General features: G+C 40.6%; 24 protein-coding genes. 16 read left to right on the plus strand and 8 right to left on the minus strand.

Annotation, left to right across the window (positions count from 1 at the left end):
- Positions 1–13: 13 nt before the first annotated feature.
- Positions 14–958, minus strand: coding sequence for a GNAT family N-acetyltransferase (locus GXP67_RS17180; RefSeq protein ID WP_162444261.1), 945 nt, complete (start codon positions 956–958; stop codon positions 14–16).
- 259 nt (positions 959–1217) lie between these two features.
- Here GXP67_RS17180 and GXP67_RS17185 point away from each other — a divergent pair, with 259 nt between their 5' ends.
- From GXP67_RS17185 to GXP67_RS17195, 3 genes are read left to right on the plus strand one after another with little or no spacing between them, the layout of a single operon-like run.
- On the plus strand, positions 1218–4175 hold the full coding sequence (locus GXP67_RS17185) for a PAS domain S-box protein (RefSeq protein WP_162444262.1): 2958 nt from the start codon (positions 1218–1220) through the stop codon (positions 4173–4175).
- Between the two features lie 4 nt (positions 4176–4179).
- The gene (locus GXP67_RS17190) at positions 4180–4821 is read left to right on the plus strand and encodes an ABC transporter ATP-binding protein (protein ID WP_162444263.1); all 642 of its coding nucleotides are present in this window, start codon (positions 4180–4182) and stop codon (positions 4819–4821) included.
- Positions 4818–5933 carry a hypothetical protein gene (locus GXP67_RS17195; RefSeq protein ID WP_162444264.1) on the plus strand — a complete coding sequence of 372 codons (1116 nt, stop codon included), beginning with the start codon at positions 4818–4820 and terminating at the stop codon, positions 5931–5933. Before GXP67_RS17190 ends, GXP67_RS17195 begins: the two co-directional genes overlap by 4 nt.
- A gap of 27 nt (positions 5934–5960) precedes the next feature.
- Here GXP67_RS17195 and GXP67_RS17200 read toward each other — a convergent pair whose 3' ends face one another.
- Positions 5961–6302 (minus strand): DUF2493 domain-containing protein, encoded by a 342-nt coding sequence (locus GXP67_RS17200; protein WP_162444265.1) that lies wholly within the window; start codon positions 6300–6302, stop codon positions 5961–5963.
- Between the two features lie 349 nt (positions 6303–6651).
- Here GXP67_RS17200 and GXP67_RS17205 point away from each other — a divergent pair, with 349 nt between their 5' ends.
- The 9 genes from GXP67_RS17205 (at position 6652) to GXP67_RS17240 (ending at position 14870) form a co-directional block, all read left to right on the plus strand.
- The gene (locus tag GXP67_RS17205) at positions 6652–7599 is read left to right on the plus strand and encodes an ankyrin repeat domain-containing protein (protein WP_162444266.1); all 948 of its coding nucleotides are present in this window, start codon (positions 6652–6654) and stop codon (positions 7597–7599) included.
- Positions 7600–7627: 28 nt separating this feature from the next.
- Positions 7628–7966, plus strand: coding sequence for a hypothetical protein (locus GXP67_RS17210; RefSeq protein WP_162444267.1), 339 nt, complete (start codon positions 7628–7630; stop codon positions 7964–7966).
- A 121-nt stretch (positions 7967–8087) separates the two neighbouring features.
- Entirely contained in the window at positions 8088–9257 is a 1170-nt protein-coding gene (locus GXP67_RS17215; protein WP_162444268.1) for a helix-turn-helix domain-containing protein, read from the plus strand.
- A gap of 115 nt (positions 9258–9372) precedes the next feature.
- Complete coding sequence (locus tag GXP67_RS17220; RefSeq protein ID WP_162447955.1) at positions 9373–10212, plus strand: endonuclease/exonuclease/phosphatase family protein; 840 nt, start codon at positions 9373–9375, stop codon at positions 10210–10212.
- A 159-nt stretch (positions 10213–10371) separates the two neighbouring features.
- Positions 10372–10806 (plus strand): SRPBCC domain-containing protein, encoded by a 435-nt coding sequence (locus tag GXP67_RS17225; protein WP_162444269.1) that lies wholly within the window; start codon positions 10372–10374, stop codon positions 10804–10806.
- A gap of 287 nt (positions 10807–11093) precedes the next feature.
- Positions 11094–12797, plus strand: coding sequence for a DEAD/DEAH box helicase (locus GXP67_RS17230; protein ID WP_162444270.1), 1704 nt, complete (start codon positions 11094–11096; stop codon positions 12795–12797).
- A 131-nt stretch (positions 12798–12928) separates the two neighbouring features.
- Positions 12929–13564 carry an ROK family protein gene (locus tag GXP67_RS17235; RefSeq protein WP_317170138.1) on the plus strand — a complete coding sequence of 212 codons (636 nt, stop codon included), beginning with the start codon at positions 12929–12931 and terminating at the stop codon, positions 13562–13564.
- Positions 13552–13839, plus strand: a complete 288-nt coding sequence (locus GXP67_RS38045; protein ID WP_317170139.1) for an ROK family protein — start codon at positions 13552–13554, stop codon at positions 13837–13839. Before GXP67_RS17235 ends, GXP67_RS38045 begins: the two co-directional genes overlap by 13 nt.
- Positions 13840–14027: 188 nt before the next feature.
- The gene (locus GXP67_RS17240; RefSeq protein WP_162444271.1) at positions 14028–14870 is read left to right on the plus strand and encodes a hypothetical protein; all 843 of its coding nucleotides are present in this window, start codon (positions 14028–14030) and stop codon (positions 14868–14870) included.
- A 75-nt stretch (positions 14871–14945) separates the two neighbouring features.
- Here the strand turns inward: GXP67_RS17240 and GXP67_RS17245 are convergent, their stop codons facing one another.
- Complete coding sequence (locus GXP67_RS17245; protein WP_162444272.1) at positions 14946–17108, minus strand: protein-disulfide reductase DsbD family protein; 2163 nt, start codon at positions 17106–17108, stop codon at positions 14946–14948.
- A 488-nt stretch (positions 17109–17596) separates the two neighbouring features.
- Between GXP67_RS17245 and GXP67_RS17250 the strand changes: the two genes are divergently transcribed.
- Positions 17597–19924 carry an OmpA family protein gene (locus tag GXP67_RS17250; RefSeq protein WP_162444273.1) on the plus strand — a complete coding sequence of 776 codons (2328 nt, stop codon included), beginning with the start codon at positions 17597–17599 and terminating at the stop codon, positions 19922–19924.
- Positions 19925–20060: 136 nt separating this feature from the next.
- On the opposite strand, the gene GXP67_RS17255 is transcribed toward GXP67_RS17250, so the two are convergent.
- Both GXP67_RS17255 and GXP67_RS17260 read right to left on the minus strand, forming a co-directional pair.
- A complete protein-coding gene (locus tag GXP67_RS17255) occupies positions 20061–20549 on the minus strand; it encodes an Lrp/AsnC family transcriptional regulator (protein WP_162444274.1) in 489 nt (162 codons plus the stop codon).
- Between the two features lie 301 nt (positions 20550–20850).
- The gene (locus GXP67_RS17260) at positions 20851–21279 is read right to left on the minus strand and encodes an emp24/gp25L/p24 family protein (protein WP_162444275.1); all 429 of its coding nucleotides are present in this window, start codon (positions 21277–21279) and stop codon (positions 20851–20853) included.
- Positions 21280–21807: 528 nt separating this feature from the next.
- Between GXP67_RS17260 and GXP67_RS17265 the strand changes: the two genes are divergently transcribed.
- The 3 genes from GXP67_RS17265 (at position 21808) to GXP67_RS17275 (ending at position 24176) form a co-directional block, all read left to right on the plus strand.
- A complete protein-coding gene (locus GXP67_RS17265; RefSeq protein ID WP_162444276.1) occupies positions 21808–22575 on the plus strand; it encodes an IS5 family transposase in 768 nt (255 codons plus the stop codon).
- 87 nt (positions 22576–22662) lie between these two features.
- Positions 22663–23055, plus strand: coding sequence for a peptidylprolyl isomerase (locus tag GXP67_RS17270; protein ID WP_162444277.1), 393 nt, complete (start codon positions 22663–22665; stop codon positions 23053–23055).
- Positions 23056–23654: 599 nt separating this feature from the next.
- Positions 23655–24176: a GNAT family N-acetyltransferase gene (locus tag GXP67_RS17275; protein ID WP_162444278.1), complete on the plus strand. Its 522-nt coding sequence runs from the start codon at positions 23655–23657 to the stop codon at positions 24174–24176.
- 88 nt (positions 24177–24264) lie between these two features.
- Here the strand turns inward: GXP67_RS17275 and trxB are convergent, their stop codons facing one another.
- From trxB to GXP67_RS17290, 3 genes are read right to left on the minus strand one after another with little or no spacing between them, the layout of a single operon-like run.
- Positions 24265–25215 (minus strand): thioredoxin-disulfide reductase, encoded by a 951-nt coding sequence (gene trxB / locus GXP67_RS17280; RefSeq protein ID WP_162444279.1) that lies wholly within the window; start codon positions 25213–25215, stop codon positions 24265–24267.
- A 42-nt stretch (positions 25216–25257) separates the two neighbouring features.
- Positions 25258–26151, minus strand: a complete 894-nt coding sequence (locus GXP67_RS17285) for an arsenite methyltransferase (RefSeq protein WP_162444280.1) — start codon at positions 26149–26151, stop codon at positions 25258–25260.
- 57 nt (positions 26152–26208) lie between these two features.
- On the minus strand, positions 26209–26538 hold the full coding sequence (locus tag GXP67_RS17290; protein WP_162444281.1) for an ArsR/SmtB family transcription factor: 330 nt from the start codon (positions 26536–26538) through the stop codon (positions 26209–26211).
- Between the last annotated feature and the right edge of the window lie 59 nt (positions 26539–26597).

Consider the following 26597-nt stretch of genomic DNA (forward strand, 5'->3'; position numbering starts at 1 on the left):
CTGTTGTTTATATCTACACACTCAAATCTGGTAGGATCTGTTTGAGGTGATGGAGCAAATGTCTCCCATAATCTAATGCCATATGTTCCAGCGTTACTGGCACATCCCCGGCAATACTGATCTGATGGGATAGTATTTCAGGTGTAAATTGTTGCATGAAATGAGCCAGGTGCAGGTTATACTGTTTCCAAAATTCTATTAAAAAGAACCAGTCTGCCTGCTGGTAATTCTGAGTAAGTACCCAAAAATCCTGGCTGTATCCCGGAAACTGAATGCCATCCCTTTCGCAGACCCTGATCCATTTGTGCTGATTATTGGAAGCAGAATCTATTAAATGGCCCATAATCTCTTTGTTTGACCATTTGTCAGGTAAAGGCTTCAAACTGGCTTGTTGAGGGAGAATAGTTTTTAATAGGGGCTCTACTGTGTGTATGATGGCTTTCAATTGAGTAGCTGCTTGCTTTACAGCGTATAAAGGCAGGCTGAGTTCCATCTTTACATTGCCACGTTCATAAATTCGTTCAGCAGGAGGAAAATCTACTTCAATAAACCCCAGCTTCTTATACATCTGTCGTGCAGCTTCGAGCTTACTGTTGGTAACAAGTACCAGTTTTTTAGCACCTGTTTCAAGGGCTTTTTCAATGGCATACTGGCAAAGCACTTTTCCAATCTTTTTGCCCTGAAATTTGGGAGAAACGGCCATTTTAGCCAGTTCATATACTTGCTCATCTTCTTTAATCAGTGCACAAGTTCCCGCTACCTCCCCATTATATATAGCAAAAAATATAAAACCTCCCTGTTGCAGAATATATTCTTCCGGATTATTTAATACCCTTTGGTCTGGTTCTTCTACCGTAAAATAGGCCATAATCCACTCCAGGTTCAGGTCTCTGAAATACGTTTTATACCGGGGCGTATAGTCAATAATTTCGGTGGTTGAAGGGGGATGTGTTTGCATAAGCAGATAAAGTTGAAACAATCTTATATATTTATAGAATTTTTTTATGAGATACTTCTCCCAAGATGGATAAGTATGACTATGAGAAATATTATATGAATCTCATATTTGCATGAAAATACGTTTATTTTTCATGGCTACTAACTCGATATGAGCTGATTTCGTACGTAAACTGATAATAAGCTGGCTCAATAGTAAATATAGTGTGTACTAAAATTATGTTGGCTCTTCGTTGAAAAATTTATAAGCATGTTAACTTATGACTACAGCTGAAGCAATTAAAGAACTTACCTTTGGAATTACACGAACATCAACCGGAGAGGAATTTATTAAATCTTTAGCCCAATCCCTGGCCAAAGCCTTACAAATAGATTATGTATTTATTGGCGAACTTGATGAACAGACAGACTCTATTCACTCGATTGCTTTTGTTGTGAAAGGGCAATTAGTAGAGCCTGTGCAGTATCCGGTGGTAGGGTCGCTTTGCGAACAGGTGCTTCATTATAATTTTTGTGAATTTCCTCACCATGTACAACAGCAATTTCCTTATAATCAAAGCTTAAAACATTATAATGTAGATAGTTATGTAGGCATTCCTTTGCTAAGCTCTCATAACAAAAATCTGGGAATATTATATGTAATGCATACAGAAGCTATCGAAGAGGTAGACGAAGTAAAAACCATGCTTAGCCTGGTTGCTAAACGGGCCGAGATGGAACTGGAACGTAGCCTGTATGAAAAACAATTGCTGGCAAAAAACCAGGCACTCATGCAGGCGAATGATGAGTTAGCGAAAACCCGGCAAGCCTTACTGGATACTAACAAGCAACTGGAAATGCGGGTGGACGAACGGACAAGAGAACTTTCGGCAAGTGAGGAAGAACTCCGGCTATCGCTGGAGCAACTCAGCCAGACAAACCGTACCTTAAGAGACCGGGAAGCATTTTTAGCCTCTATCATCAACCAGACGAGTGTAGGTATTTGCGTAGCGAATCATGAAGGGCGGTTTATTTTTGTAAATGAAGGCTATTGCAAAATAACCGGCCGTACGCAGGCAGAGCTATTTACCCTCACCCTTTTAGACATTACCTATATTGAAGATCAGGGTGATAATGTGGAACAGCTCAATAACCTGAGAAAAACCGGACAGGGATTTAAAATGGAAAAACGGTACGTACGTCCCGATGGCTCTTTGGTCTGGTGCCTGATAAGTGTTTCCAGAATAGAGCAGGAAGAAGGATTAACTGTACGTACTTTGGCTGTATGCCAGGATATTACCGAACGGAAACGATCAGAAGTTGCTTTACTTCAAACAGAAGAACGATTCCAGTTGCTTTCTAAAGCCACCAATGATGCCATCTGGGACTGGAATATTACAGCCAGTCAACTCTGGTGGAATGAAGGTTATAAAACTATTTTTGGCTACAAAGCCGAAGAAATTGAACCAAGCTTAGAAGCGTGGTACAACCGCATCCATCCTGATGACCAAAAACGGGTGATGGAAGGCATCCGGCAATTTATAAATCAGGGTGGAAAACAGAGAGCCGATGAATACCGCTTCCAAAAAGGTGATGGTTCTTATGCATATGTACTAGACAGGAGCTATGCCCTGCACGAACAGGGTGGAAAAGTCTACCGCATGATTGGTTCTATGATGGACGTAACAGAACGGAAAATGGCAGAGGAAGCATTGCTGCGGAGCCAGCAACAGGAGCGGGATATTAGAATAAAGATCGAACAACAAAGGCAATTCTTATATTTACTATTCTCACAAGTACCAGCCATTATCAGTGTAGTCAGAGGTCCGGATCTGGTGTATGAGCTGGCCAATGAAACACTTCAGAAATTTACAGGCAAACAATACCTGGGAAGAACATTAAGAGAGGTATATCCTGAAATAGAATCCTCCTTATACCAGATTTACCAGCGTGTCTATCAGACAGGCGAACGGTTTGTAGGACAGTCTTTTCCGATTTTTCTGGATTGGCAACAGACAGGTAAACCGTATGCGAAATACTTTAATATTGTATATGAAGCGTTTAAAGATGAACAGGGAAAAATAGATGGCGTAATTTCTTTTGGTTATGAAGTAACCAGCCAGGTTGAATCACGCCGTATGCTCGAAAAGAGCGAAGCCCAGATACGGCTGATTCTGGAGAGTATTCCGCACCTTGCCTGGACATCTTTACCAGAAACTTCTATCAATTATTTTAACAAGCGCTGGTATGACTATACCGGCCTTTCAGAAGAACAAAGTCTCAGGCTTGGATGGCAATCTGTGATCCATCCGGATGACCTGCCTATAGCTATTGAACGAAGAACCATTGGACGCGGTAAAGGCGAACCCTACGAAGTAGAAAACCGGTACCGCAAAGGGAGTGATGGCGCTTACCGCTGGCATCTGGCCAGGGTAGTTCCGATCCGGAATGCAGAGGGTAAAATTACGCTCTGGGTGGGTACGGCTACCGATATCCACGACCAGAAAACGACCCAGCATACCCTTGAAAACACATTGAAAGAATTGCATGAAAAGAATTATGAGCTGGATCAGTTTGTTTACAAAACTTCTCATGATCTGCGGGCACCGCTTACTACGATTATGGGCCTGGTAACCATACTAAAACTGGAGCCCGATGAAGCTACCAAAACGCATTACGTAGATCTGATCGAAACCAGGGTGCATAAACTGGATACTTTTATTAAATCCATGCTCGATTATTCCAGAAACACCCGTACCGCTGCTAAATATGAGAAGATTAATTTAGAAGCATTATTGCAGGAATGTATTGCCGAACTGGAATATATGCGCAATTTTGACAGGCTGCATGTGAACTTACATATTGAAGAAGAGTATGTATTTTCGGATGTGTTCAGACTTAAAATTATTTTCTCGAATCTCATTTCCAATGCCATCAAGTACCAGGATTATAATAAACCACAAAGCCGGTTGAACATTCAGGTGATGCCAGCAGGCAACCAGGTAGTAATTACCTTTGCCGATAATGGCGTAGGAATCGATCAGGCATATCAGGACCGTATTTTCAATATGTTCTTCCGGGCAGCAGAGCAATCCGAAGGGTCTGGCCTTGGATTATATATTGTAAAACAGGCGGCTACTGTACTTCAGGGCAACATTCATCTGGCAAGCCAGGCAGGAAAAGGCACTACATTTACCGTAACCTTACCTAGATTAACTCCGGAATTTACTACTAGGTAATTTGATGTTAGAAATCAGGCATTACAAAAAGTATTATAACGGCATTCTGGTGTTGGACATTCCCCATCTGGTATTTCCGGCAGGTATTCACTGGATAAAGGGTAAAAACGGCTCTGGTAAAACTACTTTGTTTAAAACGCTGGCTGGCCTGGTGCCTTTTGAAGGAACCATACAACTCGACTCCCAAACAGATCTGAGAAAACAAGCCGTTCCCTACCGGATGAAAGTAAATTATGGCGAAGCCGAGCCGGTATATCCTGGTTTTTTATCTGCAAAGGACCTGATCCATTTTGTTTCGGCTGCTAAAAAAGCACCCACAGGTCAAGCGGACAGTCTGATAGAAGTATTTCAAATGGATCATTACATTCATACGCCTTGTGCCACCTATTCAAGCGGTATGCTCAAAAAGCTTTCACTGGTACTGGCATTTCTGGGAAAACCCAGCCTTATTATTCTGGATGAGCCTCTTACTACCATTGATGATGCCACAGCCACACAAGTATATCACCTGATTCAAAGGTATTGGCTAGAGTCAAATACTTCCTTTCTGTTATCTTCTCATCACCAGTTTGATTTCTCTGCCTTATCAGTAAGTACTACTTTTCTGGTAGAAAATCAAACGGTTATACCATTACCAGTTAAATGAAAGCCAGCCTGTATAAAGTTTTGTTACGCACCCTGGCGATTTCCTATTATCAGGCGAATGCAGGCTTCTTTTTTGTAGTGATTGTATTTGCATTTGGTTTGCTCCGGCCGGTAGAACACATTGCCTTAATCACCTATATGCTGTATTCGCCATTTCTTTTAGGATTACTTTTTCTTGTATGGACGCTCTACACACTCAAAACTGTTCACTACATTAAACAAGCTTTCGAACAGCCACAACATACTTTTTTGTATCAATTTTACCTGTTTCCCCTTCCCGCCCGCCTGTGGTACTGGCTGCTAATTCAAGTTTCGCTCTGGCAGCCTGTATTGTTATATCAGGCATTTATTATATATGTGGGTTTCTCAACCGGGCAAATTACGCCTTTGTATGGGATGGCTCTTTTTAGCATAGGTACACTTGCCATAACCGTTACTTTGTATAACCATTGGTTAGCGAAGCCTGATCCGGATAAGCATTACTGGGCTATCAGTCAGTTCATTCGCAATAGGTTTACGATGCCGTATTTTTTCTTTTATTTGGGCTACCTGACAAACCAGCATACGACATTGCTGTTGCTCTCCAAAGCTTTTTCGTGTGCGCTTCTCGTGGGAACGGTGCGCCTGTATGCGATAGAAGGATACGATGCGGTTATATTGTTGCTGGGAATGCTGTTTGCGGCATCAGGAAATGCTATTATCACCTATCGGTGTCAGGAATTTGAGCAGAATCAATTACAATTTATTAAAAACATGCCCTTTCCGGTAAAGAAACGTTTTTTATCACTGATGGGGATATATTTTCTATTGCTGATTCCTGAGATAACCATTTGCATCCGTTACCTGCTGTTTGCGGCCAGTCCGTGGATTATTCTACAAATTATATTGTTTGGCCTGAGCCTGCTCATTTTCTATCATAGCTACCTGACAAAGCAACAACTCGATCAGGAAACGTTTATCCGCCACCTGTTTTTTATAGGTATTGCTGTGTTTCTCCTGATTCTGTTTAGAATGAATGGATGGTTATTTATAGGAGTCAGTCTAAGTACGGCTTATTACCTATACCAGAAACATTATTATTCCTATGAACTGATCACTTTACCGGAAGAATAACCGGTTATAAGCATTTTTAAGCCAGTTTTAAGAAGGTACCCTGAAATTTTTTATACTCACCTGCTTTCCTGATTTCTGGGCATATTTTACCAGATCGCAGGTACCCTGGCTTTTGCCATCCCAGAAAGCAATAACCAGTTGCGCCAGGTTAATAATAGAATAGGTCCGGCTCAGATCAGGAATATCTTTATTTTCTGTATGGGGAATAATCCGGATGGGAATATTTTTCTCTTTCGCATACCGCTCTGCCAGTTGGTCTGCCCCTAATGCACCTCCTGAAACCATCTCTGTAATATATACATGTTGCAGGGTGTCCTTCAAAAATTCGTAATCTGAAAATGTACGCGAACCAATAACTGCTACCCTCATGATTTCTTAAAAATGATAAAATCGACTTATTTATACGTAAATATTCACAAATAGGCATATGATATACAAATCTATGCTGAGTATTAGATCATTTCCTGTATCAATTCTTTTTATAATTGTAATCTTCCGGTTGATATTTATATTTTGTTGTCAGAATATTGCATTAAATATAACATACATCAGGCTCAAAAGATTTGTTTACGCTCTGTATACCATCCGTTTAATAGTTGTTTACGCTCTGTATACCCCGGTTTTTAGATAATATGGCAATTTACTGGTTGTTTTGCCCTCATACTAATGGCAGTACTGCTATCTGCCTAATTCTGTTTTCATTCAGACACATTTATTTATGATGGTTAAAATTATCTGGACATTAATTGGCATCAATACGCTTTTATTCCTGGCTGCACTGTGGCAAGCAGTTACTAAAACTTCTGATCCGGCCGGAAATGCGATGGCCAGTGCCTTTACCAGCATAATCGGGATAGGGTTGTTTATCAGCATTTGCCTGATGATGATCAGCCGCCATCCGCTGGTATTAGTAGTAGCAGGTTTGCTTTCCTGCGGACCTATCCTGATAGGAGTTAGTCTGATAAGCTCTTTGATTGATGGATTTAAACCGGCAAAACCACAAGAACCTATTCCGGCTCAAGCTTATTTCTCCTCTGAAAATCAGATTGCTCTGGCAAAGGCTATATCCAGTGGTGATACAGTACTTATCCGGGATATGGTGACAAAAGGTGCTGATGTGAATGCCATAGAACAGGGAAATGCGACGCCCTTACAATTTGCCCTCTACCAGATCCAGATCAACGATTTTAATGAGGCAACCATACGTGAATCCATCCGCACGCTCATTGCCCTGGGTGCCAATCCTGATTCAGGTTTAGCGGAAGCGGTTAAAATTGTTTCGGCAGAAACTATACGGGTGTTTCTGGAGAATGGTGCTGATCCTAACCTGGCAGATGAATTTGGTGATCCCTTATTATTTGGGGCAGGCGCTTATGGCAAACCAGGTGTTTTACATGCTTTTGTTGAAAATGGTGCCCACATTAACGTATTCAATAATGATGGCTGGACACCTCTCATGCGCCTGGCTTATTATGGAAACTGGGATTCTATGATCTATTTACTTGAAAAAGGAGCCGATTACAAACACATTGGTCCGGATGGAAAAAGTGTGGAAAGCCTGCTGAAAGAATATTATACAAAGAATGGGGCTGCGCCTGATAATTTACCAGAGGCATATATAGCGGTTTGTAAGCGGTTTAAAAACCAAGGTATCGTTATTTATTGAATCATATAAAATAATTCTTATTGAGTATATGCAGCCCATTGATCATATAAAGGCATCTTTCAGCCATCCGGATGATATTTTAAACTATGCCCTCTCTTTACATCTGGAATGGGGAGAAAACTTTGGCAAACCTATTCACGAACGGATGAAGCAACAATATCCGCACTTATGGCCACAAGAGATTGAGCAGTTAGATAGCCAGGCCAAAGCCATCAAATATGATAGTTTCCGGTTATTTGAGCAGGAACTGGATGGTAAAATTACAGAATTAGAAGTACGCCGCAGAATCAAAGAGCAATTTCCAGGTATCAGTCAGGATAATATCAACAGGCTTAGTACGCAGGGAATGTATTATGCCCGCAGGTAATATAACAGTATCTGGTTTAAAAGCTATTGTACAGTAATCCTTTTGTATACGGTTCCCTCTTTTATCAAATTCATTGTGAGAGTTAGCCTGTTTCTTTACCTTTGAAGCAGGACCTTTTTCTATGTTTTCTGAAGGTATTCTCCAAATACTCACCATTTTAAATTTACTGGGGGCTGCACAAGGGCTATTTATGGCACTCCTGGTGTTGAGCATGAAAAGTGCTAACCGGAAGGCAAGTATACTGCTGGCAACTCTACTTTTTTGTTTTTCTATGAGCATTGGCGGTGCTACGCTGGGTGTATCCGGGTATTACCTGCGTTTTCCCCATCTCATCCGGGTTGGCGATCCGTTTGTATTGCTGCTGGGTCCTTTATTTTATCTCTATGCCAGATCACTGGCCAGATATCCACTTCGTCCGAAAGAACTGTTACACTTCGTACCGTTTCTAGTATATGTTTTATCTCTTATTCCATTTTTTGCTGGAACCGCTACGGAGAAAATTGCTTTTGTACAGCAAATGCAGGAATCCAGGTCAGCCGGAATCATTGTTATTGTGGTACTCCGACTGGTTTTTTTGTTAGCATATTCCGTTATTACTTACCGATTTCTGCAAACTTATACAGCCCGTATTAAAGAGAATTTCTCTAACATTGATAAACTGAATCTGGACTGGTTGATTGCCGTTTCCAAACTCCTGCTACTGGTCATTGTGTGCAGCGTAGGCATGTACGTACTTATTCTTTTTAGTAAACTGAGCTTTCTGGAAAGCAATTATATCAATGCATTTCTGGTGAGTCTGGTCATTTATGCGGTAGGCTTTCTGGGTGTTCGCCAGAGCAGAGTATTTGCAGCAGCCCCTTTGCCAGTATCCACAGCAATACCTGTTTCGATTGAACCAGCTGAAACCAAACCAGCCACCAAATACGAAAATTCCACCCTAAGTCAGGAAAAATCAAGCCGGTATTTGCAAAAGTTGCTCCATAGTATGCAGCAAGACAAACTTTACCTCGACAGTGAGCTATCTCTGCAAACGCTGGCTGATAAACTTTCTATTCCACCACATTATCTTTCGCAGGTCATTAATGAGCAGTTAGGGCAGAACTTTTTCGATTTTGTAAACACTTACCGGGTAGAAGAAGTGAAAAGCCGGTTAACCGATCCTAAAAATCAACACTTAACCATCTTGGCAATTGCTTTTGATGCCGGATTCAATTCCAAATCTGCTTTTAATCTGGCTTTCAAATCGATCACTGGCTTTACTCCTTCACAATTCCGTACCCAGCATAAATAATTGTATAATAATATGTATGACTGGCACATCATACAATTTTTGCCTTAATTGGGGCAATAAATCAATTGTGAATAATGAACCTTTACCGCCTATGAATAAGCCATCAACCCTGCCTATGTCCCTGTTTTTACTCTTTTTGTTTACTTCTTTCTTCATACAAAGCGTTGTTGCTCAGAAAAATACGCCTTTGAAAGTTGCTTCTTACAACCTGCGCTATAATACGCCCAACGATGGCGTGAATGCCTGGCCAAACCGGAAAGAGCAGGTGAAGGCATTAATCAATTACCATGAATTTGATATTTTTGGAGTACAGGAAGCTTTAAGAGGTCAGCTCAATGACTTAGCGGAAAGTAATAAATTTGCTTTTACAGGCAAAGGCCGGGACGATGGCAAAGAGGCGGGAGAACATTCGGCTATATTTTATAAGAAAGACAGATTTAAATTAATCCAGTCAGGAGATTTCTGGTTAAGCGAAACACCAGAGAAACCTTCTCTGGGCTGGGATGCCACTTGCTGTAACCGGATTTGTTCATGGGCAAAATTCACCGATCTGCAAACCAAAAAAGACTTTTACTACTTTAGTGTACACTTTGACCACCAGGGCGTGAAAGCCCGGCAGGAATCCGGGAAATTAATGGTGCAAAAAATAAAGGAAATTGCCAAAAATGCACCGGTCGTCTGCGTAGGCGATCTCAATTCAACGCCTGACACTGAGCAGGTCAAACTCATACAAACGCTGCTTAACGATTCCTACCAGGTTACCAAAGTGCCTCCTTACGGGCCAGTCGGCACATTTAATGGATTCAAGTTTGATGCACCCATGGAAAACCGCATTGATTACATTTTTGTAAGCAAAAATATACAGGTACTCTCTTACGCTGCCTTATCTGATTCCAAAGAACAACGTTATCCTTCTGATCATCTGCCGGTAGTAGCAAAAATAATTATTCCTTAGCAGTTATGCTTAACTATGTAGAAAATCGCTGCATATAAGGTTACAAAGTCCATATTTATAAAGCCGGACGTCCGAAATTAAGTACCTGGACGACCTGGGAATACTTTTGATGCAATTTTGTGTCATCACTCAAACAAAATTGTATTCAATCCCAATCCTATGAAAACTGTCAGAACAGAAATCACCATTCATGCACCAGCCGAAAAAATATGGAATATCCTTATGGATTTTGAGCAGTATCCTTACTGGAATCCTTTTATTAAAAAGATCAGTGGCGAGAAAAAACAGCATGGAAAATTAGAGGCCTTTATACAGCCGGAAGGACAAAGCGGCATGAGGTTTAGACCTACCATTCAGAAGTACGAACCCAACCGGGAATTCCAATGGCTGGGCAATCTGTGGTTTTCTGGTATTTTCGATGGGCGGCATAGCTTTAAACTTATACCTCTGGAAAATGGCAGTACGCTCTTTATTCATGCCGAGCAATTTACCGGCTTGCTGGTAACCCCACTATGGAGAATGTTGTATGCTCCTACATTAAAAGGCTTCGAAAGTATGAACGTTGCGCTCAAGCAACGGGCTGAAACGCTGTAGATATAGAGAATACTAACGGAAAAAGAATTTTCAACAAATCTTAGTTTTGTACAAACATCATTTAGTTTTTAAGCAAATAAGTTATATCTTTGCAAAAAAATTGAAAGCTTATACTATAAGTTTCTATTACTACATCAAAGCCTGCTACTCTTTATGCAGGTAACAATTTCATAGTCTATCGCTTAATTGCTATTCTTCTATAGTTTTGTTTCCAATTTTTTTCTCTGAAAATGTACGCTTCAAGGGAATCGTACGTACAAAACTTTATTTAAAATACTTACAAATCAATGAAAAAACTAAGATTTGATGAACTCTCTCTGTCCGAAGAAATACAAAAAGCAGTGGCAGATATGGGGTTCGTTGAGGCTTCTCCGATACAATCGGAAGCCATCCCCTATATTCTCGACGGGAGAGATGTAATCGGTCAGGCGCAAACCGGAACAGGTAAAACAGCCGCTTTTGGTATTCCCGCCCTGGAAATGGTAGACACCAGCCAGAAAAATGTGCAGGTGCTGGTTCTTTGCCCTACCCGTGAACTTGCTGTTCAGGTGGCAGATGAATTTAAAAAACTCTCCAAATACCGCAAAGACATACATTCGGTAGCCATTTATGGAGGAGAAAATATTGAAAAACAGATTACTGCGCTCAGAAGAGGTGTACACATTGTAATTGGTACCCCAGGCCGGGTAATGGACCATATGGAACGCAGAACCCTGAATCTGGAAAACGTACGCATGATGGTTCTTGATGAAGCCGACGAAATGCTTGATATGGGATTCCGGGAAGATATTGAAAGTATTCTGGAACAGGTGCCGGATGAGAGGCAGACTATCTTCTTTTCAGCTACGATGTCTAAGCCTATTATGACATTAACCAAAAAATACCAGGTGAATCCACAGCTGGTAAAAGTGGTAAAGAATGAGCTGACAGCTAATAACATTGAGCAATTATTCTATGAGGTGAAACCTAAAGCCAAAGTAGAAGTAATGGCCCGCCTGATAGATATGTACAACCTGAAGTTGATATTAGTGTTCTGTAACACTAAAATGAAGGTGGATGAACTGGTAGAAGACCTACAGATCAGAGGGTATCAGGCAGAGGGTTTACATGGGGACTTACGCCAGCAGCAGCGGAACAATGTAATGGCTAAATTCCGGGCTGGAGCCACTAATATTCTGGTAGCTACCGACGTAGCCGCCCGTGGTATTGATGTGGAAGATGTAGATGCTGTATTCAATTTTGATATTCCGTTGGATGAAGAATACTATGTACACCGCATTGGCCGGACAGGGCGTGCCGGTAAATCCGGTAAAGCATTTTCGTTTGTGGTAGGCCGTGAAATTCAGCGTTTACGTGAAATTCAGGCATATACCAAAGTAAAAATCGAGCGGGGCGTAATTCCTTCCTATGAAGATATTGTAGGGGTAAAAAAAGCCAAGTTCATCGAAAAAATCAAAGAAACCATATCAGAAGGTGGCCTGGATATATTTGCAGATATGATCGACCAATTGCACCATGCCGGTTTAAGCAATGAGGATATTATTCTCGGCCTGATCAAAATGAATATGGGCGTTCAGAAAAATGAATTTGCCGATATGGACCTGAGCGGTGATGACCGTTCGGAAAGAAGGGAAAGAAGAGGAGGCGAACGCGAAAGATTCGGAGACAGAGGCCGCCGGGAAGACCGTGGTGGTAGCCGGGATGGCCGCAGCAGCGGCAGAGGTGTCCGTGAAAATGACCGTTCTACCAATGCTTCCATGGTTCGGTTATTCATTAACATAGGTCGTGACCAGAAAGTACGTCCGGGAGATATTGTGGGAGCGATCGCTGGAGAAACTGGTATTGCCGGAAATGCCATCGGCAGTATTGATATTTACGATAAGTTTTCTTTTGTAGAAGTTCCTAAAACGGATGTACGCAAAGTACTGGAGCTAATGGATAACAATTCAATCAAAGGCAAAAAGGTAAATATTGAAATAGCCAAGCAATAATTCATCAATAAACTCCTTAGAAAGACTGTAATTAATTTTACAGTCTTTTTTTGTTTTAAAACCTCTTAGTTCTCACGCTTCCGCACTATATTTCCGATTCAGGCACAAATCAAATTGATCCATTAACTTATATGGCAAAACCACTTTGGGGCATAGATCTAGGAGGGACCAAAATCGAAGGCGTTGTATTACAACCGGAAGCAAAACCCAATGTATTAGCACGTCTCCGCATCCCCACAGAATCTGCCAGAGGATATGAACACATTATCAGTCAGATAAAAAAAGTGATAGGAATGCTGTCGGTGCAAACCGGCCTACAGCCAGAATTAATAAGAATCTGCACACCCGGAACTTTAGACCCTATTACCCAGACGTTGAAAAACAGCAATACGCAGTGTCTGAACGGAAAACCTTTTAAACAGGATTTAGAGCAGGCTTTACAAATTTCTATACGTATTGCCAATGATGCCAACTGTTTTGCGCTCGCAGAAGCCAATATGGGAGTCGTACAAGAGATACTACCTAAAGCAGAAGTGGTTTTTGGTGTAATACTAGGCACTGGTGTAGACGGGGGAGTAGTCGTACACAATAAAGTAATCAATGGCAGGCAAGGTATTGGCGGCGAATGGGGGCATAATGTGCTGGATGTATCTGGCGGCCCTTGCTATTGTGGGAAAACGGGATGTGTAGAAAAGGTGATTTCTGGTCCGGCACTAGAAAATTATTATCAGTCGATTAGCGGAAAAACTTACGTTTGCCAGAAATAGTGCAAAACTATTACCTAGGCACTGATGAACAGGCAACGATTATCTTGCAACGTTTGATACACAATTTTGGTAAAGCGATCTCAGTTGTAATTAATATTTTAGACCCAGACGTGATTGTATTAGGCGGCGGCGTTGGAAACATTGATTTACTGTATTCAGCCGGTGTAGAAGAAGTAAAAAAGTATGTATTCAATAATCGCCTCAATACCATTTTTGCAAAACCCAGCTTAGGTGATAGCGCCGGGGTTTTTGGTGCAGCTATGCTGGTATCTTGAAATTTTAATTAAAATCTTTACACTTCATTAAAAGCCAGAGCAGTACATGCTGTTCTGGCTTTCAGTTTTTTCTTATATTCCATATAGGATTATCTCAATAATTTTTATTGTCAATATTAATAAATTGTTAATTTTTTATTAACTTAACATTACTCAATCGTATAGTATGTTACTTATTTATTACGCTGTTGAAAAGGAACCTTTACATATTACTCTGTCTCTATCTGATTCCTCTATTTGAGAGCTTTGGACAAGTACATCCTTTTCATTCTACGTTTGAACAACAAGCATTTACCTTTACTGATTCTGTTTCCCACGAAAATTTACTGGCCTTATTTTTAGCCTCCAATACCAGTGCTGATGAAAAGCAATTTGCACAGATCAATAAGCAGGCAGAAGACTTATATCTTTTATTAAAGCAGGAGAAACAACAAATTAAATCTGAAAGACGCTACCTCAAATGGGTATTCGACCAGGTAAAAAATGAATTTTTCCACGAGTACGAAATGTATCCTGCATTTTATAGAACCTTTACCCAGAAAACATATAACTGCTTATCTGGCACAGCTTTGTATGCCCTGTTTTTACAAAAGTTAGGCTACACAGTGGATATTCACGAAACCGCTCTCCATGCCTATTTGCTAGTAAAAATTAATAAAAGGCAATTTTTGATGGACGCTACTGACCCTGAAAATGGATTTATATCCGATTTAATTATGATTAAGCAACGGGAGCAAATGTACAGGCAAAACGAACAAGCTAAAAACCAGCCTGCTTTTAACCGTAACATCCAATTGATAGAACTGGCAGGTTTGCAATACTATAACGAGGCTATGCTCCAGTATAATAAACAGAATTACAAAGAAAGCGCTCAATTACTGGAAAAAGCCATTCGTTTATATCCCCGTTCTGAACGGATTGCGATTTTACAAACCAGTGCCATAAATCTGGTAGCAAGTACTTCCAATAAGAAAGATAACCGCAGAAAAAATGTAGTTAATCCTGCCTCAGCAGGATTATCCAATAAGTAAAGATTATATTCATAAAAATAAAAAGCCTGATACGTGTTGAAGCGTATCAGGCTTTTTATTTGAAATACCTAATAATTAGGGTACCCTTGAAGTAATAGGATTCGATACAGGCATCGTACTTCCACTTTTAAATTGTTCGATGCCACTATCAAGAAATGCAATGAAGTTTTTTGCATTTAAATCGTAGGCGGTAGCTGGCACCAGTAACTCTCCATCGTGATTCAGTAATGTATAAAAAGGCTGGGCATTATTATTAAACTTAGTAATCTGGAGATCGGCATTCTGGGCACCAATGGTCTTTTTTACTTTGTTGTCATACGTAGAGGTATACCACTCTGACTCTGGCAATTCTGACTTATCATCTACATACAAAGCAATCACCACATATTCATTGGACAGGCGGCTTAACACACTTGGGTCCGACCAAACTCTGGCTTCCATTTCCCGGCAATTAGCACATCCATGGCCGGTAAAATCAATAAAAACAGGTTTATTCACTTTTTGAGCATAAGCAAGCCCCTGCTTGTAATCGAAAAAGCCCTGTAAGCCATGCGGCAGTTTGAATGTATCATCATACTTAGGCTTTTCAGTCAGCGCATTGGTATTGCTTGCCAGCAAGCCTCTGGAGGGTGTATTCAGGTCAAAGTCTTGTGTCGTTTGAGGAGGCAGGTATCCGGCAAGCGCTTTTAATGGAGCGCCATACATACCTGGAATCAGGTATACTACAAATGTAAAGGTGAGAATAGCTAAGATGGCTCTGGGCACACTTACTGTTTTCACTTCAGAGTCATGGGGCATGCGGATTTTCCCCAGCAGGTAAAAACCAATCAGGGAAAATATCACAATCCAGAACGCCAGGAAAACCTCACGATCCAGAATACCCCAGTGATATACCTGGTCAGCAATGCTTAGGAATTTAAGAGCTAAAGCCAGTTCCAGAAATCCCAGTACTACTTTCACTGAATTAAGCCAGCCACCGGATTTAGGCAAACTACTCAGCCACTGTGGAAAAATAGCAAACAAACTGAAGGGCAAGGCAAAAGCCAGGGAAAATGCGAACATACCTGCCACAGGTTTAACCACCATGCCGCCAGCAGATTCTACCAGGATACTACCTACCAGAGGGCCTGTGCATGAAAAAGAAACCAGCACAATGGTGAAAGCCATAAAAAACACACCTATCAATCCACCCTTATCAGCTTGTGCATCCACTTTGGTGATTACGGAACCTGGTAATGTTAAATCGAACAGACCCAGGAATGATAAGGCAAAAACTATAAATATCAGGAAGAAGAAAACGTTGGGTAGCCAGTGTGTGCTCACAAAATTGGCGAAAGCTGGTCCGTTGATCAGCGAAACCAGTGTACCAATCAAGACATATAATACAATAATAGACAAGCCATAAATAAGAGCCTTTGTAATTCCCTGTTTACGGGTTCCGCTATGATTGGTAAAAAATGTAACGGTCATAGGGATCATGGGAAAAACGCAAGGGGTAAGCAACGCAGCCAGACCTGCCAGAAAAGCAAATACCATAAAAGTTGCCAGAGAATAAGGATCATTATCTGCCGGCATGGTTACTCGTGAACTAGTAATGGCTGGTGCCGGTTTTACTTCCTCTGCCTTTGGCGTTTCTGCTACTTTATCTGTTCCCTCATCACCCACATTAGGGCTTTTTGTATCAGCTGAACCATTTACAGTTTCTGTGTTTTCAGTTGAGGCATTTGAAAGCTGGCTACCATCTGAAGAGGTTGATCCGGCATCTGCCACAAATTTGATATTAGTAAAGCTATATTCATCTTCAAACGGGATACACTTACCATCAATATCCGAGCAAACCTGGTACACATAACTGGCTTCAATTTTTGGATTATTCTTCAGGATTTTCACTGCCTGCCGGAATTCTCCCTTGCCAGTGAAATAGGTATAGTCACCATCAAAAATGTCACTATACTTTTTCTTAGGCTTCACTGGCTTTATGTCTCCTACCAGCTGATAGGTATCATTGGGCTTAAACTTAAATGTAGTTACCTGAGGGCCCAGTTCAGGGTCAAAGTCAGAAGAATACAGATACCAGTCTTTATCAATGGTGGCATAAAATATCAGTTCCGTTTGCTCACCAGCTTTTACCTCTTTTTTAGAAACATCATACGTCCATTTAGCCGGTTTTAATACCTGAGCCCAGGCAGTTACGGTCGTTATCAACAACAAAAATATCAAAGGGGAGAAGCGTCTCATACAAAAGGGAATATTTGCTTATGCTATAACAATACAATGTTAAAAAAATTTCAATTAAGACTTATAAAAAGCTGGCGCTATGGTGTTTTGCTTTTTGAACCATTATTCACACACCTATCCATTGTCAGATACAACCACAGATTGTATAGATTTGTTGCGCTTTCTGCTAAACCTATCTTCTTTCTCACAGCCTCTGAAGAGGCCGGTTTGTAAAACTTACTGGCTGCTCTTAAATTTCTTAAACTAGAGCATAAGGTTTTCTTCCCATTGTTCGAATTGCAATAAACTTTCAGAATGATTGATGAGTGCTGCCTGGGAATTTTTTGCGGAAGAAAAACGAATGCCAGTAATAATCAAGTCAGAGCGGTTTTTTAAATAAAAATTGCCTGAGAATGCAAGAGTTTGTCATACTGTTTGGGCATGGATTAACCGCCAGCCAGGAGCAGCCGAAATGTAAAGTTCCAGATAATTATTAATCAATATATTGTATGAATCGTAAAACTTACACTTGTGCCTTCTTGTTGTTTTTTTCAACAATGGCATTTGATGCGCAGGATAGCTGGGCACAGAATGCAGAAATTGAGAAAAAAATTAAAAAGGCCGACGCTTTCTTAAACATCAAAGATTATGCGCAGGCGCTGCCCCTGTACTTAGAATTAGACCGTACAGCCCCCAAAGATCCTCAGACCAGCTATGCCATTGGTACATGTTATTTTAACATGCCAGGCGACATTTTAAAATCTATTCCTTACTTCGAAACTGCCCTTCAGAGCAAAGACCCGAATATTCCGCCCAGAGCTTATTTTAATCTGGGAAAGGCATATCACCTGAATAATGATTTTGATAAAGCTATCGAACAGTTTAACTATTACAAAACGGTAGCCAAAGAAGCCGAAAAACTGGCGGAAGCGACCAGGCAAATCCAGTTCTGTAATAATGCAAAAATACTTTCCAAAGCAGAGGCGATGGTTTTTGTGCAGAATATTGGCGCCCCTATCAACACCAAATACACTGAATATGGGCCGGTAATTTCTGCGGATGAAAAGCTGTTAATTTATACAACGCTTAAACCTGGCACCCCAACTGCTTCAGGTGCTAAGGCACCAGAGTTCGAGGATATTCTCATTACCAATAAACTAGATAACAACTGGACAACTCCTAAAAGTATAGGCATTAATCCTCCAGTTGTAAATAACATCAGAAGCAACATCGGTTCAGTAGGTCTTTCTCCGGATGGTCAGAAATTACTGGTGTATATGGGTACTACAGCTAACACAGGTGATATCTACCTCTCTACCTTACAAGGTGACAAATGGCAGGCTCCGGCTAAAATGGGCAAAGAAGTAAACTCTAATTCCCAGGAAAGCAGTGCCAGTCTTACTCCGGATGAGAAGGTAATGTATTTTGCCAGTAATCGTCCTGGTGGTATTGGAGGGATGGATGTTTACAAAGTAGAAAAGCAGGCCAGCGGAGAGTGGGGAGCACCCATTAACTTAGGTCCTACCATTAACACGCCTTACGACGAAGAAGCACCTTTTATTCACCCAGATAAAAAAACCTTATATTTTTCGTCAGATGGACATAATTCGATGGGCGGCGACGATATTTTTAAAGCCATTTATGATAAAGGCCGCTGGTCGGCTCCGGTAAACATGGGTGTTCCGATTAATACACCATATAACGACAGTTATTTTGCTTTGTCTGCCGATGGTAAAAAAGGCTATTTCTCCTCTGACCGTCCGGGCGGCTCAGGCGGACAGGATATCTACTTCCTGGGTATTCCGGAAGAACAAGGAATAGTGCCGCTTACGATGATGAAAGGAAAAATTCTGGCAGGGGTACCGGCTAAAGCGGTTCGCACCAAAATTAAAGTGGTAGACAAAGAAACGCAGGAGATTATTAAAGATGTATATAATCCGAATGCCAAAACCGGCGATTACCTGATCATTTTTCCTCCCGGCAAAAACTATGATATGATTATCGAGGCAGAAGGCTACAAGCCTTACCTGGTAAACATCCATGTACCCAACCAGAATTATTTCTACGAACTCTACCAGGAAATTTTGTTGAATCCGGTAGTTGGCAAAAATGGGGAAGTAGTAGGTCAGGAAATTTCGGTAAAAAATGCCTTTTATGATGTAGAGAAACAAGGCGAAGCCAAAGCCAAACAGAATAACGCTGAAATTTATGCCTTAATGGGTAATATTATGTCGGCATCGGATTCGGCTGCGCTAAATTCACTACTCGATGTAGCTTATTCTGAGCCAGTGGATATGAAAACGATTGCTGCTACCGAACCTTCTGCCGGAGAGCGTTATATGTTTTCGGATGAAAGTGGCAAACTGGTACCTTTCGTAGTAGGGAAAGATACTTTATATACTATGGCTGCTGTTAATACCAATGATCCGGTGAAAAAAGCAGCGAATACCAGGAAGGAGCAAATAACCAAAGAAACGGTTCTGAAACCCAACCAGATTTATATTGTTTACTTCGATACCGACAAATCCAATTTGAAGGCCGATGCTATGCCTGAACTGGAAAAAGTATATGACTTCCTGAAAAAGAACCCGAGTTTTGGCGTGAGTATTAGTGGCCATACGGATAATGTGGGTACACAAGACCGGAATCAACTTATTTCTGAGAACCGGGCTAAAGAAGTAGCAAAATATATGGTAACCAAAGGTATTTCGGGTGCCCGCACCTTATCAAAAGGGTATGGCCAGATGGACCCATTAAATAATAATGCAACTGAAGATGAGAAGAAAAAGAACCGCCGGGTAGAAATAACCCTGGTAGAGTTGAAAAAAGCCAATTAATACCAATTCAGCATTACTTGTCGAGTATTCATACATTCAATAAAAAACCGGTCCGCTTTAGTGCAGGCCGGCTTTTTTATTTGTACAGATTTGCGGAGTAGTTTTTAATTTTATTCAAAGCTATAGAATGCTGTGTTTAAGCAACATCTGGCATGGGAATCGGCATCACTTTACTGTCTTTCACTACAGAGAGCACGACCATTGATACCAGGTTGCTGATCTCTTCAATATTGCTCATTTTTTCCATCAGCAATTCCTGAAACGAAGTAAGGTCTCTGGAAATCACTTTCAACAGGAAATTACCTGAACCAGTAATATGGTGGCATTCAATTACTTCATCGATCTGGTCGATCTTTTCAAGAAAAGCATCAATATGAGGTTTTTTATTGCTGGCCAATGAGATCTGAATAAAAAAAGTAATGCCTAAGCCTGCCTTTTTGGTATCGAGCTGTGCATAATAATTTTTGATCAGGCCACAGGCTTCCATTCGCTTTACCCGTTCAAAAACAGCCGCCTGTGAAAGACCAATTTCCTTAGAAAGATAAGCATTGGTCACTTTTGCATTGGTTTGCAATAATTCTAGCAAATGATAATCTATTTTATCGAGTTTAATGGCTGGATTCATATGGGGTATATTTTATAAGTTAGTTCGCAATACTTAGGTTTTATGATAATGTTTCTGACAACGCTTGATATATCATATAATCACTTTTATAGTGTTATAAAAGTAGAAAGTATTTATTTTGTCAGGCTACCACAGTATGGGTGATTTATTGGTAAATCATTAGAATACTTATAATTTTTTTGCTTTAAGCCTATATTTATTGTAAAATCTATAATTTGTACAGGCATAAAATAAAAAAGTGACCTCTATTAATAGGAGGCCACTTTCAGAATATATGTATATATGGAGAGGATTTGCTCTGTTACTCATTGATCTGCAGGGAACGGGCAGACAGCGTTTGTAAACTGATGGCTTTGGTATATGTTTCTTTGCGGTTTGATACTTCAAATGTATATTCACCATCGGCCATTGTACTGAAATCAAACTTACGGATGTATTTAGAAACATCTTTTACTTTATCCTGATAGATTACTTTGTTAGCTCCGTTCCTGATTTTAATAGTTACATCGTTGGTTGCATAGTTTTCCAGGTGTACTTTAAATTTTAGTGTGTTTTCTACCTGAAATACAGCCACGGCCAGGCTTTTAGGCGCTAACACAAGTGGACCTTTAGCGAGGGCTGTAGCCGAGTTAGCGGATGTGCCTTGTGCAAAAGTAGCACCTGTTCCTAATGTAAGCACCAGGGCTACCGCCATCATGCCTTTAAATACGTTATTGATTTGAGTTTTCATGGTATCCTCCAATTTTTTGTTTTTCTATTTTGTCGTTGTTTTTGTCTTGCTTGATGTATCAAAGGTATGGAGCCCCCGAAGGGTTTCTATCCCCCTGTTTGAGGGATTAGACAGGAATGGACTACACTCAGGCCAAACGGCTTGCGGCTCACATGAATGGAATAGACTATGATGAACGGTTGTAAAAAAGGCCTGTAGGAGTAAATTTGGCCGATCTGCTATGTATAATGAGCTTTCTCGTACGGATAGACAGACTAGTATCACCCAATTTGATAGGACAGGCATCACCCATCAGGACAGGCATCACCCATCCATTCGTTTTTCAATGTTATCACCCCTATTGAACCATACTATATACTCAGGTATAGCATAGAATTTAGGTATAAAATCCGCATGACCCGTTAGTGTGATGGTAAATTTTTACTATCTTCAGATATAGGAATGTCATTAGAGAACGTTTTGGAAGAATAAAAATAGGGTAAAAGAAAGAATCAGTGAGTAAACTTGAGGTGTCTAATCATCAAGTTTATGCAAGAAAAATTCTCTGCGCTCACTGACCCTGAATGGGAAGTTATCAAGGAAATAATTGATAACCAAAGAAAGATTAAACATGAAAAACGGGTGATAATCAATGCACTGCTTTGGCTGCTAACTACGGGCAGCCAATGGCGCAATATGGAAAGTAAGTACCCACCCTGGCAAACCATTTACTATTATTTCAGGCAGTGGAAAAAGCGGGGCATTATTGAAGAGTTGTTAGCTTTTTTAGCAGGCAGAGAAAGAAAAAAAGCAGGCAGACAAGCCCTGCCAAGCGTGTTGGCCATTGATAGCCAAAGTGTTAAGATTATACAATTTACCAGTCAGGATAAAGGCATAGATGGCAATAAAAAAGTGAATGGCAGAAAAAGACATCTGCCTGTGGACTGTTTAGGTATCCCCTGGGCGGTGCATATTACAGCTGCTAATATATCAGACACCACAGCAGGATATGAGTTAGCAGCTAAGTTGAAGGGCAAGTCCGCCCGCCTGCATACCCTGAAAGCAGATAATGGCTACACAGAGACTTTTGTGGAAGAAGTGAAAAAACAATATGGATGGAGTGTAGAAATTGTACAAAAGCCTGAAAGCGTGAAAGGCTTTGTCCCGGCAGGGGGCCGTTGGGTAGTGGAACGTAGCTACGGATGGCTCAATTTTAAGCGTAGGTTGAGCCGTGATTTTGAAAAAAGCACAGAAAGTTCGGAAGCCATGCTACAATTAGCCTTTATTGATACTCTGCTCAAAAGAAAAACCGAATAATATTTCAAAACATTCTCTTAACAACGAGAGGTATGTCTCAATGATATGTATCATCTTTATAAATAGTGTCTTAATCTAATTCAAGCTATGAAACTGAATCTGCTACATGTTTTTTTCTGTGTATCCGGCATTTTATTATCTGTTTCCAGTCTGGCGCAAACCGCAGAACAAGCCGCTTTTAACGAAAAAGAATCGTTGGCAAAAGCCAGAATGATCTATAAAAAACTCAAGCAAGGAGAGGATTTCGAAACATTGGCCCGCGTGTATTCTAACGACCCAGGATCGGCCAAAGTAGGAGGTGAATTAGGTTTTGCTAAACCTGGCAAGATGGTTCCGCCTTATGAAAAAGTAGCTTTGTCTTTAAATGAAGGAGAGATTTCTAAGCCGGTAAAAAGTGAATTTGGCTACCACATTATTCAATTACTTGAAAAAAGTTCTGATGGGTATAAAAGCCGTCATATCTTAATAAGGGCACAATGATTTTATTAGACGTAATCTTTTAGGCACTAGCATATATAAAGATGATACAAATCATTACGCCAGATTTACGCTTTCAAAGCAGTTTTAGCAAAGTTTTTATAGAAACAATGTTTGGTGCGTTAATATTTCCTTTAGGATTCTTCTTTGGCAAATATGCTCTCTTAATAAGGAAAAATAATCCAGAAGGGCACAATGAATCTTTAATAAATTTCCTTTCCTCGAATATTTCCTACTTTTTAGGTAGCGTATTCGTCTTATTTATAATCAGATTCTGGTATTTTCTCAACAAAATAAAGCGCATCAGAGTGATTCATTATAATACACAAAGCGGCCTGATCCTAATAGAGTATACAAACCTAATAGGAAGAATAGTGAGAAAGGAAACAATCAGGAACAAAGATCTACGGTTCCACTTCAATATTCACAAGCAAGAAGCAGAAATTTCAAATATATTGACAGAGCCTTTTCTATTAAATTCCAGAACCGGATTTAGCCTCGAAAAGCTTATCGAATTACAACATCTGATCAGTAGGGAAGTTAATTACGTATAAATTTCAATTCCCTGCAGCTACTATTTAGGGAATCTCTCAACCCATACTATGAAACCTCTCTTGGCCACAGCAAGAACACACTTGCGTCAGTTTGCGCAATCTGATCTGAATGATTTGTATGAGCTAAACCGTGATCCGGAAGTAATGAAATATGTGGGCAGAAAACCATTAGTGAGTATTTATGAAGCGCAACTCGATCTTACCAGGTATCTCTCGTATTATGTACGGGCAAGTAAGTTGGGTGTATGGGCTTGTACAGAAAAGGAATCGGGCACTCTGATAGGTCTGGCTTTATTAAAGAAACTCGAACCAACAGAGGAAATTGAAGTAGGGTACCGTTTTCACCGCTCGTACTGGGGTAAGGGATTTGCAACCGAAGTATGCAAGGCGCTTGTTGAATATGGGTTTACCCAAGTAGGTTTGAAAAAAATTGTTGGAATCACCCATCCCGATAATCTGGCTTCGCAAAAAGTATTGAAGAAGTGCGGCTTATCTTTTGAGAGGAAATGGTTATATCAGCAAACGGAAATCAATTATTATTCCATTTATAAAAATCAGTTTCAGGCTTAATTCATCTGCTCGTTTATAAAAAAAATTACAGCCTTACTTTGCCAGAAAAGAGCAAAATAAAGCTGTATATGGATAATAACTTGAAAAACTAGGCTACCACATTAGTAACCGGAGTTTCTATAGCTACCAGGTAACGTTCTGCTTCCAGAGCAGCCATACAACCAGAACCGGCAGCAGTAATGGCTTGCCGGTAATGTCTGTCCTGAACATCGCCACAGGCAAATACGCCAGGTATATTGGTTTTAGTAGAATCCGGCTGGGTAATAATATATCCTTGCTCATCAAGGGTAATATACTTGCTAAACACATGTGTATTCGGCTGATGGCCAATGGCCACAAAGAATCCATGAATTGGAATTTCCTGTGTTTCGCCTGTCACTGTATTTTTGATACGTACCCCATTTACCGTAAAGTCTCCCAGAATTTCGTCTGTTTCGGTATTCCAATGTACAATTATATTAGGCGTATTCAATACCCGTTGCTGCATGATTTTAGAAGCACGCATAGTATCTCTCCGTATCAGCATATGCACCGTTTTACAAAGCTTAGATAAATATAAGGCTTCTTCACAAGCTGTATCTCCGGCACCTACAATGGCTACATCATGCCCCCGGTAAAAGAATCCGTCACACACAGCACAAGCAGATACGCCACTTCCATTCAGTTTTGACTCGGAAGGAATACCCAGCCACTTGGCAGTAGCGCCGGTAGCAATAATCACAGTATCCGCAGAAACTGTTTTCTCATCGTCAATGACAACTTTGTGAGGATGGCTGGAGAAATCTACAGCTGTTACTACCCCATACTGTACATCTGTACCAAACCGCTCTGCCTGTTTTTTGAATAATTCCATCATTTCAGGGCCAGTTACGCCATCCGGGAAACCAGGATAATTTTCTACATCATTGGTAGTGGTAAGCTGGCCTCCCGGCTGATTGCCCACATACATGACAGGTTTAAGGTTAGCTCTGGAAGCGTAAATAGCCGCTGTATATCCGGCAGGGCCGGCACCAATTATCAAGCATTGAAGATGTTCCATATATGTATTTTTCTATATAACAATTTTTTACCTATGATTGGTTTATTTGCAACACCCTGCATCACAGCCGCAAGTAGTATCTGCTGCCAGGGTTTCTGCTTCTTGTAAACCTGTTTTCTCAAACTGGATTTGTGGTTTCTCAGCGTACAAAGTTATACTGTAAATACCTGTACCAGATTCTTTGAAGGATTTTAGTTCTTCCCCAGAAATATAGTTTAATAACGTTTCATCAGGCAAACGGATCAGTTTTTCTTTCTGCACCTGAATGTTTACAAAACCAGTTTCCTTCACAATATCCAGGTATTCCTCTTTATTAATTGCCCCGGATACACAACCGGCATACATTTCTGCTTCCTGTTTTAAAGTTTCCGGCAACTCTCCCTTGATAACTACATCCGAAATGCTAAAATGCCCGCCTGGTTTTAGTACCCGGAAAGTTTCGCTGAACGCACGTTTTTTGTCTGGCACTAGGTTTAATACGCAATTACTCACCACCACATCGGCCAGATTATCAGCAACAGGCAGGTTTTCTATATCACCCAACCGGAACTCTACATTGTTGTAACCTAGTTTGTCTGCATTCAAACGGGCTTTGGCAATCATAGCTTCCGTTATATCTACGCCTATCACTTTCCCTGCTGCACCAGTTTCCGCCCGGGCTACAAAGCTATCATTTCCGGCACCAGAACCCAAATCTATTACAGTATCTCCCGGTTTAATCTGCGCAAATTGTGTGGGCAATCCACACCCTAAGCCTAAGTCTGCTTCTTCCGTATAACCTGCCAGGCTTGAGTAATCTTCGGCAAAGGGAATGGCATCTGTCGGACTGCAACAGCCAGAACCACAACAGGAAGTCTGGTTGGTTTCCTTACTTTGCAGCGCAATTTCGCTGTACTTTTCTTTTACAATTTGTTTGAGTTGATCTGATGTTTGCATGGAAGTAGGGTTTAATTGTTATAATGTAATATTACGATTAATGAATGTAAAAAATTTTTAACAACAGTTTTTGGCTGGAACATACAAATCAAATAAGCCATTTAAGGCTGTCTTTATTTCGTTCCATACCTGCTCATTTAAGCAATAACAAACACTGGTTCCTTCTACTTCGCCTTTTAAAATCCCAACCTGTTTGAGTTCTTTCAAATGTTGCGAAACCGTAGCCTGTGCCAATGGTAATTCATCCACCAGATCACCGCAGATACAAGTCTGGTTTTTGAGCAGGTATTCAATAATGGCAATTCTAGCCGGATGAGCTAGTGCTTTGGCATAAGTGGCCAGCTGATTTTGCTGGCTGGTAAAATTCTCTGTTTTGGTTACGCCCATCTTCTTAATTATTATATCGCAATATTACGATAAAAGTAAATGTATAGCAAATGTACTTA

The organism is Rhodocytophaga rosea (assembly GCF_010119975.1).
In the GTDB taxonomy this organism is placed as follows: domain Bacteria; phylum Bacteroidota; class Bacteroidia; order Cytophagales; family 172606-1; genus Rhodocytophaga; species Rhodocytophaga rosea.